Genomic DNA, 16,227 nt, shown 5'->3' with positions numbered 1-16,227 from the left:
TCTTATTTACAGATACGGCAGTCGGCACAACGTGCCAGCTCTCCGCGAAAACGTTTTTCAACCAACTTATGCAGACGGTCTTTCAACGCATCCAGACGCACATGATCGATCACATCCGATGTAAAAGCAACACTCAGCATCATACGTGCCTCATTCAATGGAATACCACGGCTACGCATATAGAACAATGCATTTTCGTCCAGCTGTCCGGTTGTCATACCGTGTGAACATTTTACATCATCCGCATAGATTTCCAGTTGCGGCTTACTGTACATACGTGCTTCACGGGTAGCACAGAGATTACGGTTTGTCTGGAAAGCAGCCGTTTTCTGGGCATTCTCCTTCACCAGGATACGTCCGCTGAAAGCACCGACTGCATGATCGTTCAGTACATTCTTGAAGAGCTCGTTGCTTGTACAATTAGGGACAGCGTGCGTAATATGGCTGTATGTATCCACCTGCTGTTCACGGTCCATAACAGACATACCGCAAAGCGTCGTTTCTGCATATTCACCGTTCAGCTCGATATAATAGTTGTTACGTGTAAGGCCGTTATTCAAGGTAATGCCATTAACCAGGACATTACTGGAAGCTTCCTGTTTCACATGAACGGAAGCAAAGCGGGAAGTGGAAATACTACTTTCCTCCAGATCGTAATAATCGAAATAAGCTCCTTCAGCAGCAAATATCTCAACGACCTGGGTTGCCAGGAACTTCACATCGTCTATACTATGATCGCAGATCAGCAATTTAGCTTCCGAACGCGGTTCCATAATAACCAGGATACGGCGGTTAGCCATCGCATCCACATCACTACGGAATATATTGATCAGCTGGATAGGGCGTTCCACAGCTACACCTTCCGGCACATAAAGTACGAAACCATCCTGCGCCAGCATTGTATTCAATGCGATTATACCGTCATGGCTACTTTTAGCAGCTTTTCCGTAATAGCGGGCAGCCACTTCCGGATATTTCTCTGCAAAGTTTTTCAAACCACCGGCGTATACACCCTCAGGCAAATGCGCTTTCGGCATCATCTTGTCGTAAAAAGTATCATTCACGACAAAATACAAAGAAGTACTCAGGTTCGGGACATCACAACGAAATACGTCATAAGGATTGACCGGAATAGCCAGGCGGTTTATATTCACTCCATAATCAGGAGCAAAAGCCTGCGCCACATCTGTATATTTATAATCTTCACTCTTTACCGAAGGAAAACCCAGGCGGTCGAAATCGGCTAAAGCCTCAGCACGCGGAGCATTCATCACCGCAGTACTATGCCGGCACACCAAGTCTTCATATTGGGTAAAAAGATCGATATATTGTTGTTCGGCTCTCATTTCACTCATCCCCCATCTCTTTCTTGATCCAGTCGTAACCTTTTTCTTCCAGTTCGAGGGCCAGTTCCGGACCGGCAGTTTTTACGATACGTCCTTTGTACAAAACATGTACAACATCCGGTTTGATGTAATCCAACAAACGTTGGTAGTGAGTGATTACGATCGCTGCATTTTCCGGCGTACGCAATTGATTCACACCGTTTGCCACGATACGGAGGGCATCGATATCCAGACCACTGTCCGTTTCGTCCAGGATAGCCAGTTTAGGTTCCAGCATAGCCATCTGGAATATTTCATTACGTTTCTTTTCACCACCGGAGAAGCCTTCGTTCACACTACGGCTTGCCAATTTGTTATCCAGTTCGACGATGGCACGCTTCTCGCGCATCAGTTTCAGGAAATCGGTGGCAGAAACCGGAGCCAACCCTTTATATTTACGATGCTCGTTCAGTGCGGCACGCATAAAATTCACCATGCTTACACCCGGAATTTCTACCGGATACTGGAAGCTGAGGAAAATACCTTCACGGCTACGATCTTCCGGTTCCAGTTCCAACAGGTTCTTTCCGTTGAAAATAACTTCACCCTGAGTCACTTCGAAAGCCGGATTACCAACCAATACACTGCTCAGGGTACTTTTACCCGAACCGTTCGGTCCCATGATGGCATGTACCTCACCAGCCTTTACAGAAAGGTCGATTCCTTTCAATATCTCTTTGCCATTTACGTTGGCATGTAAGTTCTTTATATCTAACATAACTTTATGAATTGACAATTTGATTTATCCTACACTTCCTTCCAGAGAAATAGTCAGTAATTTCTGAGCCTCCACGGCAAATTCCATAGGCAGCTTGTTCATTACTTCACGGGCATATCCGTTTACGATCAGGCCGACCGCCTCCTCTACGGAAATACCGCGTTGCTGGCAATAGAACAATTGTTCTTCACTGATCTTACTTGTCGTAGCTTCATGCTCTACCACAGCCGTTTCATTCTGAATATCAGCATAAGGGAACGTATGTGCACCACAGGTCGAACTCAACAGCAAGCTGTCGCACTGGCTATGGTTGCGGGCACCCTCGGCACGCGGAGAGACTTTCACCAGACCACGGTAGCTATTTTGGCTATGCCCGGCAGAAATACCTTTGGAGACAATCGTACTTTTCGTATTTTTCCCCAAATGAATCATCTTCGTTCCGGTATCCGCCTGCTGGTAATTGTTGGTAACAGCAACCGAATAGAACTCGCCGACTGAATTATCTCCAGCCAGTATACAGCTCGGATATTTCCAGGTTATAGCTGAACCAGTCTCCACCTGAGTCCAGGATATCTTACTTCCTTCTCCTTTGCACAAACCGCGCTTGGTCACAAAGTTATAGATACCGCCTTTACCCTCCTTATCACCCGGATACCAGTTCTGAACAGTCGAATATTTCACTTCGGCACGCTCTTTGGCCACGATCTCAACGATCGCCGCATGTAATTGGTTCTCGTCACGCATCGGTGCCGTACATCCTTCCAGATAGCTGACATACGCCTCATCGTCAGCGACGATCAGCGTACGCTCGAACTGTCCCGTATTGGCAGCATTGATACGAAAATAAGTAGAAAGTTCCATCGGACAGCGTACTCCTTTCGGTATATAAACAAACGAGCCGTCAGAGAAAACTGCCGAATTCAGAGCGGCAAAGAAATTATCCCGGTAACTGACCACACTTCCCAGATACTGCTGTACCAGGTCCGGATGATGTTGCACCGCTTCACTGAATGAACAGAAGATAATCCCCTTCTCTGCCAGTGTTTCTTTAAATGTTGTCTTAACAGAAACACTATCCATGACAGCGTCTACCGCCATACCTGCCAACTGAGCACGCTCATGTAAAGGAATACCCAATTTGTCGAATGTCTTCAACAACTCCGGATCCACTTCATCCAGACTTTTCGGACCCTCTTTCTTTTTCGGAGCAGCGTAATAAATTATATCCTGATAATCAATCGGCGGAATGTTCAGATGAGGCCATGTGGGCATCTCCAGTGTCAGCCAGTGGCGGAAAGCCTTCAGACGGAACTGCAACAACCAGTCCGGCTCATTCTTCTTGGCAGAAATGATACGGACAGTCTCCTCATCGAGACCACGGTGAATCATTTCCGTATCGATATCGGTAACGAAACCGTACTTATAATCACCACTCGTTACCTCATTAATTATGTCGTTTGACTCCTGCATATCTAATTAATTGAAAGTTAAGAATTGAGAATTGAAAATTAAAGACATCCACCCCGGTAATTCTCAATTTTCAATTCTCAATTCTCAATTATTATACTATTCCTTCCATGAAAACAAATTTCCGGGGTAAATGGTTGGAACTATTTCTTTAACAGAATTATAGAAGCGTGATTCTATCTTCGATTCGCGGGGTATCAATACCGACCCACGGTCGACCGCCTCCAATATATTCAACAGCAGACTGACGAATATAACCGTCAGGCACAACCCGAATACGCCCCCAGCCAGATGGTTCAGAATACTGAGCGGCGTCACCCCGATCACTCTGTGAACAATCTCTCCTGCCAGCATAACCACACCCAGTATCAGGATAAATCCGGCTATATAACTAAGTATAGTCACTCCCTCTTCCGGAAACCAACCCGAAGCCAGTATATATCCCCTCAGCCAGGCTGCCGCTTTGGCACAGAAAAATATCGCAGCCATCAGGGCTATAAGCGAAACAACCTGTTTGATGACTCCATCAAACAGGCCCTTCGCAAATCCAATTCCTGCCAGACATACTAATACAATGTCTAACCAGTTCATGTTTATAAAGTTTTCTTTATTTCAGTTTCTTCGTACGATTCAATTACGTCGCCAACCTGGATATCATTGAAGTTCGTAATATTCAAACCGCAATCCAATCCGGCAACCACTTCCTTCACGTCATCCTTGAAACGTTTCAGCGATCCCAGCTCACCGGCATAGATTACAATACCGTCGCGGATCAGGCGGATCTTGTTCGTACGCTTGATCTTACCTTCCTTAACCATACAACCGGCAACCGTACCCACTTTCGTGATCTTGAATACCTGCTGTACTTCCACATAAGCGGTAATTTCTTCCTTGATCTCCGGTGAAAGCATACCTTCCATAGCACTCTTCACTTCTTCGATCGCGTCGTAAATGATAGAGTACAGACGGATTTCAACACCATCCTTCTCTGCATTACGGCGAGCCTGTACAGACGGACGCACCTGGAACCCGATGATGATCGCATTCGAAGCAGCAGCCAGTACAACATCCGATTCGGAGATCTGACCGACAGCCTTGTGGATCACATTCACCTGGATCTCTTCCGTAGACAAACGGATCAGAGAGTCGGACAATGCTTCTACAGAACCGTCCACGTCACCCTTCACGATCACATTCAATTCCTGGAAGTTACCCACGGCGATACGGCGACCGATATCATCCAGCGTCAGCATCTTCTGTGTACGGATACCCAACTCACGCTGTAGCTGTTCACGACGTGTTGCTATTTCACGTGCTTCCTGCTCTGTTTCCAAGACATTGAATGTATCGCCAGCCTGAGGAGCTCCGTTCAATCCGAGGATCAATACAGGTTCGGAAGGACCGGCTTTTTCCACGCGCTGGTTACGTTCGTTGAACATAGCCTTGATACGTCCGTAATGTGTACCTGCCAATACGATATCTCCCATCTTCAGCGTACCGTTTTCAACCAATACGGTTGAAACATATCCACGTCCCTTATCCAGAGAAGATTCGATGATAGAACCGACTGCTCGTTTCAGCGGATTAGCTTTCAAATCCAGAAGATCAGCTTCCAGCAATACTTTTTCAAGCAGCTCTTCCACACCCATGCCTTTCTTGGCAGAAATATCCTGGCTCTGGTACTTACCACCCCAGTCTTCCACCAGATAATTCATATTAGCCAACTCTTCCTTGATCTTCTCAGGGTTCGCATGCGGCTTATCTACCTTATTAATTGCGAATACAATCGGAACACCGGCAGCCGAAGCATGATTGATCGCTTCAATAGTCTGCGGCATGACGGCATCGTCAGCTGCTACAATAATAATAGCAATATCCGTTACCTTGGCACCACGGGCACGCATAGCGGTAAATGCCTCATGCCCCGGCGTATCCAGGAAAGTAATGCGGCGTCCGCTTGCCAGTTTCACATTATAAGCACCGATATGCTGAGTGATACCACCCGCTTCACCGGCAATTACGTTTGCTTTACGGATATTATCCAGCAAAGAAGTTTTACCGTGGTCTACGTGTCCCATCACAGTTACGATAGGCGGACGTGCAACCCAGTCTTCTTCATTATCATCTTCTTCATCAGCATTGATGGCTTCAACCACCTCTGCACTGACATATTCTGTCTTGAAACCAAATTCGTCGGCTACGATATTGATCGTTTCCGCATCCAGGCGCTGGTTGATGGAAACCATGATACCGATACTCATACAAGTAGCGATAACCTTTGTCACAGGTACATCCATCATGTTGGCAAGGTCGTTTGCCGTAACGAATTCGGTCAGTTTCAATACTTTGCTTTCCTGTTCCTCCAGTTCCATCAATTCATGCTCACGTTTGACGGCGGCATCACGTTTATCACGACGGTACTTGGCACCTTTGTTATTCTTGTTGCCTTTATTGGTCAGGCGGGCAAGCGTTTCCTTGATCTGCTTCTGTACATCCTCCTCGCTTACTTCAGCCTTAACCGGCTTTTTCAAACGCGGTTTGCCACGGTCGTCACGCTGATTAGCCGGACGGCTGTAGTTTGTACCCGGAGTATTGTTCACATCCACACGATCCTTCTTGATACGGTTACGTTTCTTTTTCGCATCCGCACCGACTTCACCCGGTTTAACAGGAGCACCCGGTTTGGCAACAGCTCCCGGCTTTACCGGTGCACCCGGTTTAGCATTCGGATCTTTCGGTCCCTTATGGAATCCCGGTTGTCCCGGTCTATTATTGTTATTGAACTTTTCGCGTTTGTCGTCGCGTTCTTTTCGTCTCTCTTCCTTTGTTTTCTTCTTAGGACGGGTAGACTGGTTCAAGGCAGTCAGGTCAATTTTACCGGTTACCTTGATATTCGACTCGAACTTCGGAGTATTCAACCGGAACAGGTTATCGTCTTCCGATTCTGCAGAAGGCTGACCATCTGCGGCCGTTTTGTCCACTTCTTCAGAAGAGCTTTTCGTCGCTTCCGGCTTCACTGTAACTTCCGGTTTTTTCTCTTCGATTCTTTCTTTTTCCACAACTATCTCTTTTACTTCTTTTTTCTCCACAGGTTTTTCTACAGGAGCTGTCACCTGTTTTTCCTGTTTAGCAGGGGCTTCTACCTGTTTTTCTTCAGGAGCAGGAGCAGAGACTACAACCGGTTGCGGCTCGGCAACGGGCTGAGTTTTAACTACCGGTTGCGGTTCGACTACAGGCTGAGGTTTTACCTCTGGCTGCGGTTTCGCTACCGGCTCTTCTTTCACTTCAGGAGCCTCCTGAGATTTTTTATGTTGTCCTTCCAGGTCGATACGGCCTTTCGTAACGATTTTAGGCCTGAACTCTTCCGGGATCACTGTTTTAATTTCCGAAGCCTTCTCTTCTTTCACAGAAGCAGCTTCTTTCTCTCTGTGAGGACGTTCTACCCGCGGACGTTCAAAGCCTCCTTCAGGCAGATCCTTTCCAAACTCTTTTACGAGCAAAGCATACTGTTCATCACTGATCCTCGTATTGGGATTTGCATTCTCCTCAACAGGATTACCTTTCTTATGCAGAAATTCAACAACCGTGTTGATTCCCACGTTTAATTTTCTTTGTACTTGTATTAATTTTATAGGCATATCTAACTTTGTCGTAATACTTTATTCCTGACTTTCATCCTTACTTTCTTCCTCAAATTCGGCAGATAAGATAGCTAGTACCTCGTCAACTGTCGTATCTTCAAGGTCGGCACGTTCAATAATTTCTTCACGGCTCATTGCCAAAACCCCCTTCGCCGTATAGACACCTATATTCTTCAACGCTTCAATCACCCAGCCATCTATTTCATCTGTAAATTCATCCAGATAAATATCTTCCTCATCAGCACCTTCCACATCACGGAATACATCGATCGTGTATTCTGTTAACATACAGGCCAGCTTAATATTCAAACCGCCTTTGCCAATAGCCAATGAAACTTCTTCAGGACGAAGATAAACCTCCGCCTTGTGTTCTTCTTCGTTCACTCGTATAGAAGAAATTTTTGCCGGGCTTAATGCACGCTGAATAAACAGTGATACATTGGATGTATAATTAATGACATCAATGTTCTCGTTTCTCAATTCACGAACAATTCCATGAATACGAGAACCTTTCATACCCACACAAGCACCTACCGGGTCGATACGGTCGTCGTACGACTCGACTGCCACTTTTGCTCTTTCACCCGGGATACGCGCGATAGCCTTGATCGTGATCAGGCCGTCATTAATTTCGGGGACCTCCAGTTCGAACAAACGCTGCAGGAACATTTTATCTGTACGCGACAGAATAATCTTCGGATTATTATTATAATTATCCACTTTCTGCACAACCGCACGAACAGTTTCACCTTTACGGTAGAAATCAGAAGGGATCTGCTCTGTTTTCGGGAGTAGCAATTCATTCCCCTCGTCATCCAGCAACAGGATCTCTTTTTTCCACACCTGATATACATCAGCTGCTACAATCCCACCTATTTTATCTTTATATTTAGCATACAAACTATCTTTCTGCAATTCAAGTATCTTCGAAGCCAGCGTCTGACGCAGGTTCAGAATGGCACGACGTCCGAAATCAGCGAAATGCACTTCGTCGGTCACCTCTTCACCAACTTCACAGTCGGCATCGATCTTACGGGCCTCGGTCAACGTAAGCTGCAGATTCGGATCTTCCAGTTCGTCATCAGCCACAACCGTACGGTTTCTCCAGATTTCGAAGTCACCTTTTTCAGGGTTGATAATTACGTCATAGTTCTCATCCGTACCGAACATTTTAGCGATTACGTTACGGAAGGAATCTTCCAGCACGCTGATCATCGTATCCTTATCTATATTCTTCAACTCCTTGAACTCCGCAAGTGTGTCAATCATACTGATTGTTTCCTCTTTCTTGGCCATAATCTTTCTTTACTTGAATCTTATTAGGTATTTTGTATATTTTATTTCATCAAATGTATAGGATTGATCTTCCTGGACAGTAACTTTACGTTTGGCTCCGTCGGGTTTTACTTGTTTTTCAACAGTAACTACCACCCCGTTTTCATCTGCCGATTTCAAAACTCCGGCCAGTTTTACACCACTTTTCAGCAGTATTTCTACTTCGTTTCCTATATTCTTCACATATTGACGAAGTACTTTAAAAGGAGAAGTAACTCCGGCCGATCCGACTTCCAATTCAAAGTCTTCCACCTCACGGTCCAGATGTTCTTCCACATACCGGCTCAACTCCGCACAATCATCAATACAAACTCCCTCATCATTATCAATCTCAATAATAATAAGGTTTCCCGGTTTAACCACTACGTCAACCAAATAATTGTCGGAAGAAGCCAATTTTTCTTCAACCAACTGAGTTATTACGCCCTTTTCAATCATAAACATACAGTTAAGAACAAAAGAAGGGGACTACCCGCCCCCTCCTCATCTTCGCTTAATCGCCCGCAAATATACAAATAATCAGTGAGTTTTCAAACATATGTAATCTTTTTTTTCAATTTGTGCAATCTCTGAACTTTCCCTATCTTTGCCACTCGAATACAAAGGGGTGCTTGCAGCGTACCAAACAGGTACGTGCCGCAGGCTGAGATTATACCCATATTACCTGCTACGGATAATGCCGACGAAGGGAATTGTAAAACAATGGTATATTTCTTCACACAACACACCTCTCCTATTCACTTATCAGGTTTTAAACATTAAGGTAAAAAGGATGAAAAGTGTATTATTATTGATTGCCGGTTCACTGGCCACATGGGCGACAGCGGAAAACAAGCCGGATCTCACCGATTCTTTAAAAATCTCACACGACTTATCACTGGACGAGGTAGTCGTCACAGCCACCCGGGTAGCCAAGGGAACTCCGGTTGCTTACAGCGAACTATCCAAAAACGAACTCAACCGTAAAAACGACGGTCAGGGTATCCCCTATCTTATCTCACAGTCTCCGTCCGTCATCATGACCTCGGATGCAGGGACAGGTATCGGTTATTCCGGCTTCCGTATCCGCGGAACAGATGCCAACCGTATTAACATCACGGTCAACGGCGTACCGGTCAACGACTCCGAATCGCATACCGTCTTTTGGGCGAACATGTCCGACTTCGCCTCTTCCGTCGATAATATACAGATACAGCGAGGTGCCGGAACATCCACCAACGGAGCTGCCGCTTTCGGTGCCACCGTAGCTATGCAGACACAGAAACCTGATCTGAAACCTTACGCCGAATATACGTTTTCGGGAGGTTCGTTTGGGACTGTGAAAAACTCGGTCAAGATGGGAACCGGATTGCTGCACGACCATTTTGTGTTCGATGCCCGCTACTCCAATGTTCAGAGCGACGGATATATCGACCGGGCGACAGCCAACATGCATTCGTATTTCGGTTCCGCCACCTATTACGGAGACAACACCCTGGTCCGCTTCCAGACATTCGGAAATATAGAAAAAACGTATCAGGCATGGACCGGCGTTCCCTCCTCTCTCCTGAAAATCGACCGTACCTATAACCCCTGTGGGGAATACGAAGAAAACGGTGTCAAAAAGTTTTATGACAACCAGACAGACAACTACTGGCAACAAAACTACCACCTGATGGCAAGCCAACGCCTGGGAGATTTGTGGAATATGAACCTGACCCTCCACTACACACACGGGGAAGGATATTACGAAGATTATAAAGGGAACGCAAAATTCAACAGTTACAAGCTGCCTGCTTATATAAACGGACAGGGCGACACCATCCGCAAGTCAGACCTCGTCCGTCGTAAATGGCTGGACAACGATTTCTACGGTGTTGTCTACAGTGCCAACTACCGTACCGAACGTCTTCAGATGAGCTTCGGTTCTGCAGTCAACAAATATGTGGGCGATCATTTCGGGCGTGTCATGTGGGTGAAGAACGGCGAAGCACTTCCGCAACCGGACTACGAATATTACCGTAACAGAGGAAACAAACTGGATTATAACTTTTATGTAAAAGGCAACTACCGGTTTCACCCGTATTTGAACGGATACCTCGACCTGCAATACCGCGGTATCCATTATACCATTAAAGGGAGTGACGACAAAGGCGGCGACAACGTCGATGTAGACAAACACTGGAACTTCTTTAATCCGAAAGCGGGTATCAATTTCCAAAAAGGCGGCCATAACGCTTTTATCTCTTTTTCCGTTGCCAACCGGGAGCCGAACCGGGACAACTTCACGGAGGCTGCAGCCAATGAACGGCCCGCACATGAGACCCTGTACGATTACGAGGCCGGTTATAGCTTCGGCAACGAACGTTTCCGTGTCGGTGCCAACCTCTATTTTATGGATTACAACAACCAGCTGATCCTTAGCGGTAAAATCAGCGAGATAGGTGAAGCACTGACCAGCAATATCAAAGACAGCTACCGTATGGGTATCGAACTGACCGGAGGCGTAAGCATCACCCGCTGGCTGGACTGGAACGGAAATGCAACCCTGAGCCGCAACAAAATAAAAAACTACACCCATTATATGGATGATTACGATAACGGCGGCCAGGCAAGTGAATATATGGGAACGACCGATATCGCCTTTTCCCCCGGCATCATCGCCAATAGCATGTTCAATTTCAGCCTGAAAGGATTCTCTGCCAGCTTCAACTCACAGTTCGTAGGCCGCCAGTACATCGACAACACCTCCACCAAAGACCGTTCGATCGATCCTTACTTCGTGAACAACCTGCGTGTCGGATATGTCTTCAAACCTAAATTCATCAAGGAACTCGGTGTAGATGTAAGTGTCAACAACATCTTCAACGAAAAATACGAAACAAATGCCTGGGTCTACACCTACATAAGCGGAGGTGAAGTCAGCAAGGACGACGGCTACTTTACACAAGCCGGTACGAATATCATGGCAAGAGTAACATTCAAATTCTAAGAAAATGGAGCATCTTTTGGAATATTTCGGTGTCATCACAGGAATCCTTTACCTGTTGCTGGAGATCAGACAACATAAAGCGATGTGGGTGGTAGGCTTTCTGACCTCACTGGTCTACGTTTTTGTTTTTTTCTTTGCCAAAATATATGCTGATATGGGACTGAATATCTACTATGTTGCCATCAGTATTTACGGTTTCAAAGAATGGACCTGCGCGAAAAAAAACGTATCTGAAGAAAAAGTCTCCGATGATACAATTTTCTACCGTCATATTACCTGGCCTTTATTCATGGGGATAGCATCGGCTATCCTCATTACATACGCCCTGCTCTATTACGTACTTCACAATTTCACCGACTCTCCCATCCCGATGGGCGATGCCTTCACCACCTCCGTCGGAATCGTTGCCACCTGGATGCTGGCACGCCGTATCATCGAGCACTGGATATTCTGGGTTATCGTCAACTTCGTATCTGTCTATCTTTATTATCTGCGGGGCTTATATCCTACCATGTTTTTGTACATTTGCTACGGTATTTTAGCCATTGTCGGATATTATACCTGGAAAAAGAAAGGAATAAATACAAATGGAAACAATATATGATTGTGTAGTGGTTGCTAACGGAAGCTTTCCGCAAACAGCCGGACCGTTGGAGCTTTTAAAATCTGCACCGGCTATTATTGCCTGTGACGGAGCGGTACAAAATCTGCACGAACGGGGACTGGAGCCGACAGCCATTGTCGGCGATCTGGACAGTATTCCACAGGAAATGCTCCGGCTATATGCCGACCGCATCCATACCGTGGAAGATCAGGAGATAAATGACTTGACCAAAGCAGTCCGTTTTGCCCACGCTGCAGGTTACCGGAAACTGTTGATCCTGGGAGCTACCGGACTTCGTGAAGACCATACGCTCGGTAATATCTCCCTACTGATGGACTACGCACCGTTATTCGAACAGGTGGAAATGCTCTCCGACTACGGACACTTCGTCCCCGTACAACAAACAATGCCCCTGGCTTGTACCCCCGGCCAGCAAATATCCATCTTCTCGATGTACCCCTGTGGCGAAATAACCACCGAAGGTCTCCGCTGGCCCATCACCCGCCGTCGCCTGACAGCCTGGTGGCAAGGAAGCCTCAACGAAGCCCTGGGAAACGAGTTCACCCTCACCCTCTCACCGGAAGCCCGGGTAATCGTCTATTTCCAAACCCCTTCCCTCTAACTGTCAACCGTCACTTATCAACTGTCAACTAAAAAAAATGCCCCGGAAGGATAACCACTCACTTCCGGGGACTTAATACACCCTCAATTTTACAACTTAGTATACTTAACCAAAGCCTCACGGCTTCACCTTTTATGCTGGTAATTTATTCAGCTGACAAGCTTTCCATTCAGGAAAACCGTCAATCTGATCGTTCAACTGGAATAGTAACTTATCATCAGCCACCGATTTCAACACTGTTTTCGGAGCTAGAGGCAGACGCATGTCATCCACTTCAAAAAAAGCTTTTAACAAAACGACGTCGTATCCGTCACGAACTATTTCCTTCTTTATTACAACCGGTACTTTTAACTGTGCCAGATAATAAGCGGAACGTTCATAGGCGCACCATTTATTTCCTTCCAGATAGAGATGAACCCCGTTCTGGTTGTCGATCTCGTTCACTAGAACGTTCTCAACTTGTGCAGCATGTTCCATATTATTATTTTTATGCTTTTTCATAAATCATTCCAATGCAAAAATAGACTTTATTTATCATGATTCTACGCGGTATATGTATCAATTATGCGCGTCGAAACTATCAAACAGAGCATTATCCTCTCTTTTCAGCTGTAATTCTCTCAAATTGTCTGCTGCTCCTATCACACCGGCATCTTTTGCCTTTTTCAACAACACCTCAGCTCCGTCGAGGTCACCCTCAATCAATTTCAAAACACCACGGGCATGAATCGCTTCTGCCGAATCACCGGCTTTCGCCAGATAATTTTTAGCAGCAGCATAATCGCCTTTTCCTATAGAGATATTAGCAGCATTCAGATTTGCCACCGGATCAGAACTGTACATGCGCACAGCAATTTCAAATACATCATTATAATCCTTGCTTCCCGTTTCATAGCTGTTGGCTACGGCGAACATTTCACTCAGACTCAACTGCTGCGGGCGGGTCTTGATAATCTCACGGCCTTCTTCCACCGTAAACTCACGAACCGTGTAATCGATACGGTATTCCGAACGACGCAGTGACGGGAAAATATTTTTCAATACATAACTGAAAGCAGCTCCCCCTTTCAACGCACGCAGTTTGGCTTCTTTCTGGTCAGGCTGCAGATCGCTGTTAATAATATCGAGCACTTCATTGCGTGCCGGCATATCCTGATCGGCTTCAGCCTGTGCTTTGAATCCAGCCCAGTCTTCCGGTTCGTTTTCCAACGTAAAGAAACTCATCGGGAAATCGTTCTTTGAACGTATATATTCGCGCAATGCTTTCACACGATTATCCGACAGACGGTCGTTCGATGCATATGAACCTTCCGGAGAAGCGTATCCTTTCAACAGGATCCCTTTCGGAGTGATATTTTTATCCGATGTCACCGAGCGGATCGTACTGTTGATCTTATCCAGTTCAGAAGCATTATTCCGGAAATCTGGCAAAATCTCAGATTTACCCACCTGGAAATCCAGATAAGCCGTACCCACTTCTGCACGATGTTTTTCCGTTTCCGCTACCGGTGTTATATACGCCAGCACAGGTTTAACCTCATAACGGGCATCCGGACGACGACGAATATGATCAGTCACCAATAATTTATTGGCATCTTCCTGTCCGCAGCCGCAAAGATCGGCAGCCAGCGAAATCTTCGCATGTTTCATCCAGTCTTCCCAGCCGATAGCAGCCTGGTAAAGGATCACCTCTTCCGGTTGCTGTTTGTTCACTTTCGCCACACTATAATGAGGTATTTCCGCCAGGTTATTCAATTTGATCTCGCGGGTATACACCTTATGGCGGATACGTCCGTTACGCAAGACAGAAAGAAAACCTTCTTTCCGGTCGCCTGCTTCCACCACCGGAGTCAGTTCAAGCGACTTACACGATTTAACAGCACTACTGTTCACTGTAATGACAGCATCCAGATAAAGCGAATCCCCTTTTTGCACCGCATCATTACAAACCACTTTCACGGCATTGGACAGTGCATCTTTCTGTGCCATTGCAGCCGGAGAAACCACCGCCAACGCTGCAGCCAGTATATATATATTTTTCATTTTCTTATTCATCGTCCTGCTTATTTAAAGAAATAGATAAAAGAAAGAGCCGCTTTCGTCACACCGAAATAATCTTTTGACTTATCATACCGTTCTCCGCAAACAGCACAAGGATATTTATCCTGATCGAGATGTGCCCAGCCGATACCTATCACAGCTTCCATACTCCAATGGCTACCCAGCAGCCACTGATATCCGTATGACAAACCTGCACCATACAAGCTTCCCTGATAACGACTATCCTCCATACTCTTACCCAGAATTTTCATTCCTCCCACATTATAATCCGCATAATGGGCATGTACGCCAAAGAAATGGCCGTTAAATTTTTCACACAGCCAATAGCGGGCTTCGGGCTGAATCAGCCAATGTTTAAAACGGGCTTCATCTCCCAGCATCCAACCGTTATAATTACCCGACAGGTCCAACGACCATTTCTGAGCCAACCCCACTTCTACCCCCAGGTTAATGGTAGCAGTCGCATCATAAAGTAAATTTGACTTTACCGCAAACTTCTGTCCATAGACATTCGTCATACCTGCCAAAAGCAAAAAGAGGAAAAGTACTTTTTTCATATACATTATTATTATATTATTCATTCTACCCTGTAAATCTACATAAAAAGAAAGATTTTCAACGTTTACAAAAGTAGTTATTCCGATAATCCCCAACGATAGGCAAGTCTTTCAAGTTAATAGGGTAATCCTACCATATTTCCCGTTTTTGATAGAAATACCAACCCTGGATAGAAACACCGACTTTCCATACTAGTAAAAATAGTCCGAGTTGATCACCGTTTCTAAGATTATCCAATGTGAAAATCCGAAAAAATACAGACTTTCTCGGAATAGAATCCGAAAATGTCGAAACATTCCTGTTATAACTAACCAAAACAGGCACGAACCGATATACGATCCGTGCCTGCTTTATTCATTTATTCGGGGAAGCCTATTCGATTACGGGGCGGTCGTCTTCGCCGTTGCCGCCACCGGAACCGCCTGTTTCGTCGGTTTCCGGGATATCGAACTTCTGGATGCTGACTTTGCGCAGCATCTCTTTGAAATGACTGCCGGGGGTGAAGATGATTTTACGGTGGCGCAGTACATCCGCCGTTACATCCTTTTCTTCTTCCTGGCATTTACAGCCGAAGGCAGGACGAAAAGTTCCGAAATCCCCCAATTTCACCGAGAGGTGATTGGTCAGATTCCATTCGAGGGCATCTATCACGCCATCGATAACCATTTTTACTACACCGCGCGGCACCAATCCTACCTTGGTTACCTGATCGCACAGAGCGGAATAATCAACACTACCTGCCAACAACGGACGGGCTACATACTTCGCTGTCTTGGTTTCATCGAAACCGAAAACTGTTTTCTTTACTACATACTTTAATGCCATAACATTTTGTTTTTATGATTACGAAACAAAGGTACGGCAA

Annotated in this window: 14 protein-coding genes and 1 riboswitch; of the genes, 3 read left to right on the top strand and 11 right to left on the bottom strand. The window is 45.8% G+C overall.

Annotated elements, in window-relative coordinates; translation table 11 throughout:
- Window positions 1–2: 2 nt before the first annotated feature.
- The 7 genes from sufD to rimP all read right to left on the bottom strand — a co-directional run bounded on the left by sufD (window position 3) and on the right by rimP (window position 8,984).
- Window positions 3–1,355, bottom strand: coding sequence for a Fe-S cluster assembly protein SufD (gene sufD / locus DXD68_RS17030; RefSeq protein WP_122362730.1), 1,353 nt, complete (start codon window positions 1,353–1,355; stop codon window positions 3–5).
- Window positions 1,348–2,103 carry a Fe-S cluster assembly ATPase SufC gene (gene sufC / locus DXD68_RS17025; protein ID WP_122362729.1) on the bottom strand — a complete coding sequence of 252 codons (756 nt, stop codon included), beginning with the start codon at window positions 2,101–2,103 and terminating at the stop codon, window positions 1,348–1,350. Before sufC ends, sufD begins: the two co-directional genes overlap by 8 nt.
- 24 nt (window positions 2,104–2,127) lie before the next feature.
- The gene (sufB, locus tag DXD68_RS17020; RefSeq protein ID WP_122362728.1) at window positions 2,128–3,573 is read right to left on the bottom strand and encodes a Fe-S cluster assembly protein SufB; all 1,446 of its coding nucleotides are present in this window, start codon (window positions 3,571–3,573) and stop codon (window positions 2,128–2,130) included.
- Window positions 3,574–3,669: 96 nt separating this feature from the next.
- The gene (locus DXD68_RS17015) at window positions 3,670–4,161 is read right to left on the bottom strand and encodes a CvpA family protein (protein ID WP_122362727.1); all 492 of its coding nucleotides are present in this window, start codon (window positions 4,159–4,161) and stop codon (window positions 3,670–3,672) included.
- A 2-nt stretch (window positions 4,162–4,163) separates the two neighbouring features.
- Window positions 4,164–7,208: a translation initiation factor IF-2 gene (infB, locus tag DXD68_RS17010; RefSeq protein WP_122362726.1), complete on the bottom strand. Its 3,045-nt coding sequence runs from the start codon at window positions 7,206–7,208 to the stop codon at window positions 4,164–4,166.
- Between the two features lie 21 nt (window positions 7,209–7,229).
- A complete protein-coding gene (gene nusA / locus DXD68_RS17005) occupies window positions 7,230–8,507 on the bottom strand; it encodes a transcription termination factor NusA (RefSeq protein ID WP_122362725.1) in 1,278 nt (425 codons plus the stop codon).
- Window positions 8,508–8,516: 9 nt separating this feature from the next.
- Complete coding sequence (gene rimP, locus DXD68_RS17000; protein WP_199715723.1) at window positions 8,517–8,984, bottom strand: ribosome assembly cofactor RimP; 468 nt, start codon at window positions 8,982–8,984, stop codon at window positions 8,517–8,519.
- Window positions 8,985–9,139: 155 nt separating this feature from the next.
- Window positions 9,140–9,255, top strand: a riboswitch (TPP riboswitch).
- Between the two features lie 63 nt (window positions 9,256–9,318).
- Between rimP and DXD68_RS16995 the strand changes: the two genes are divergently transcribed.
- The 3 genes from DXD68_RS16995 to DXD68_RS16985 are packed head-to-tail and all read left to right on the top strand — an operon-like array spanning window position 9,319 to window position 12,743.
- Window positions 9,319–11,517 (top strand): TonB-dependent receptor, encoded by a 2,199-nt coding sequence (locus tag DXD68_RS16995; protein ID WP_122362723.1) that lies wholly within the window; start codon window positions 9,319–9,321, stop codon window positions 11,515–11,517.
- Window positions 11,518–11,521: 4 nt separating this feature from the next.
- Complete coding sequence (gene pnuC, locus DXD68_RS16990) at window positions 11,522–12,121, top strand: nicotinamide riboside transporter PnuC (RefSeq protein ID WP_122362722.1); 600 nt, start codon at window positions 11,522–11,524, stop codon at window positions 12,119–12,121.
- Window positions 12,105–12,743, top strand: a complete 639-nt coding sequence (locus DXD68_RS16985) for a thiamine diphosphokinase (RefSeq protein ID WP_122362721.1) — start codon at window positions 12,105–12,107, stop codon at window positions 12,741–12,743. The genes pnuC and DXD68_RS16985 overlap by 17 nt, the downstream gene beginning before the upstream one ends.
- Before the next feature lie 132 nt (window positions 12,744–12,875).
- On the opposite strand, the gene DXD68_RS16980 is transcribed toward DXD68_RS16985, so the two are convergent.
- From DXD68_RS16980 to DXD68_RS16965, 4 genes are all read right to left on the bottom strand, one after another.
- On the bottom strand, window positions 12,876–13,244 hold the full coding sequence (locus DXD68_RS16980) for a hypothetical protein (RefSeq protein ID WP_233577207.1): 369 nt from the start codon (window positions 13,242–13,244) through the stop codon (window positions 12,876–12,878).
- Between the two features lie 57 nt (window positions 13,245–13,301).
- A complete protein-coding gene (locus DXD68_RS16975; RefSeq protein ID WP_122362720.1) occupies window positions 13,302–14,798 on the bottom strand; it encodes a DUF3868 domain-containing protein in 1,497 nt (498 codons plus the stop codon).
- Between the two features lie 8 nt (window positions 14,799–14,806).
- Entirely contained in the window at window positions 14,807–15,361 is a 555-nt protein-coding gene (locus DXD68_RS16970; protein ID WP_122362912.1) for a DUF3575 domain-containing protein, read from the bottom strand.
- A gap of 373 nt (window positions 15,362–15,734) precedes the next feature.
- Window positions 15,735–16,187, bottom strand: coding sequence for a DsbA family protein (locus tag DXD68_RS16965; RefSeq protein ID WP_122362719.1), 453 nt, complete (start codon window positions 16,185–16,187; stop codon window positions 15,735–15,737).
- Window positions 16,188–16,227: the final 40 nt, after the last annotated feature.

It is taken from the genome of Parabacteroides sp. TM07-1AC (assembly GCF_003480915.1).
Classification (GTDB): domain Bacteria; phylum Bacteroidota; class Bacteroidia; order Bacteroidales; family Tannerellaceae; genus Parabacteroides; species Parabacteroides chongii.
Note: the sequence above shows the minus strand (reverse complement) of the source record. Positions and strands in the feature narration are given on the sequence as shown.

Bases quoted from the DNA above. Each gene is read 5' to 3' on its own strand.
- DXD68_RS16995 (WP_122362723.1), top strand. From the start codon at position 9,319: ATGAAAAGTGTATTATTATTGATTGCCGGTTCACTGGCCACATGGGCG.
- sufC (WP_122362729.1), bottom strand. From the start codon at position 2,103: ATGTTAGATATAAAGAACTTACATGCCAACGTAAATGGCAAAGAGATA.
- DXD68_RS16985 (WP_122362721.1), top strand. From the start codon at position 12,105: ATGGAAACAATATATGATTGTGTAGTGGTTGCTAACGGAAGCTTTCCG.
- DXD68_RS16965 (WP_122362719.1), bottom strand. From the start codon at position 16,187: ATGGCATTAAAGTATGTAGTAAAGAAAACAGTTTTCGGTTTCGATGAA.
- infB (WP_122362726.1), bottom strand. From the start codon at position 7,208: ATGCCTATAAAATTAATACAAGTACAAAGAAAATTAAACGTGGGAATC.
- DXD68_RS16975 (WP_122362720.1), bottom strand. From the start codon at position 14,798: ATGAATAAGAAAATGAAAAATATATATATACTGGCTGCAGCGTTGGCG.
- sufD (WP_122362730.1), bottom strand. From the start codon at position 1,355: ATGAGTGAAATGAGAGCCGAACAACAATATATCGATCTTTTTACCCAA.
- rimP (WP_199715723.1), bottom strand. From the start codon at position 8,984: ATGATTGAAAAGGGCGTAATAACTCAGTTGGTTGAAGAAAAATTGGCT.
- DXD68_RS17015 (WP_122362727.1), bottom strand. From the start codon at position 4,161: ATGAACTGGTTAGACATTGTATTAGTATGTCTGGCAGGAATTGGATTT.
- sufB (WP_122362728.1), bottom strand. From the start codon at position 3,573: ATGCAGGAGTCAAACGACATAATTAATGAGGTAACGAGTGGTGATTAT.
- DXD68_RS16970 (WP_122362912.1), bottom strand. From the start codon at position 15,361: ATGAAAAAAGTACTTTTCCTCTTTTTGCTTTTGGCAGGTATGACGAAT.
- pnuC (WP_122362722.1), top strand. From the start codon at position 11,522: ATGGAGCATCTTTTGGAATATTTCGGTGTCATCACAGGAATCCTTTAC.
- nusA (WP_122362725.1), bottom strand. From the start codon at position 8,507: ATGGCCAAGAAAGAGGAAACAATCAGTATGATTGACACACTTGCGGAG.
- DXD68_RS16980 (WP_233577207.1), bottom strand. From the start codon at position 13,244: ATGAAAAAGCATAAAAATAATAATATGGAACATGCTGCACAAGTTGAG.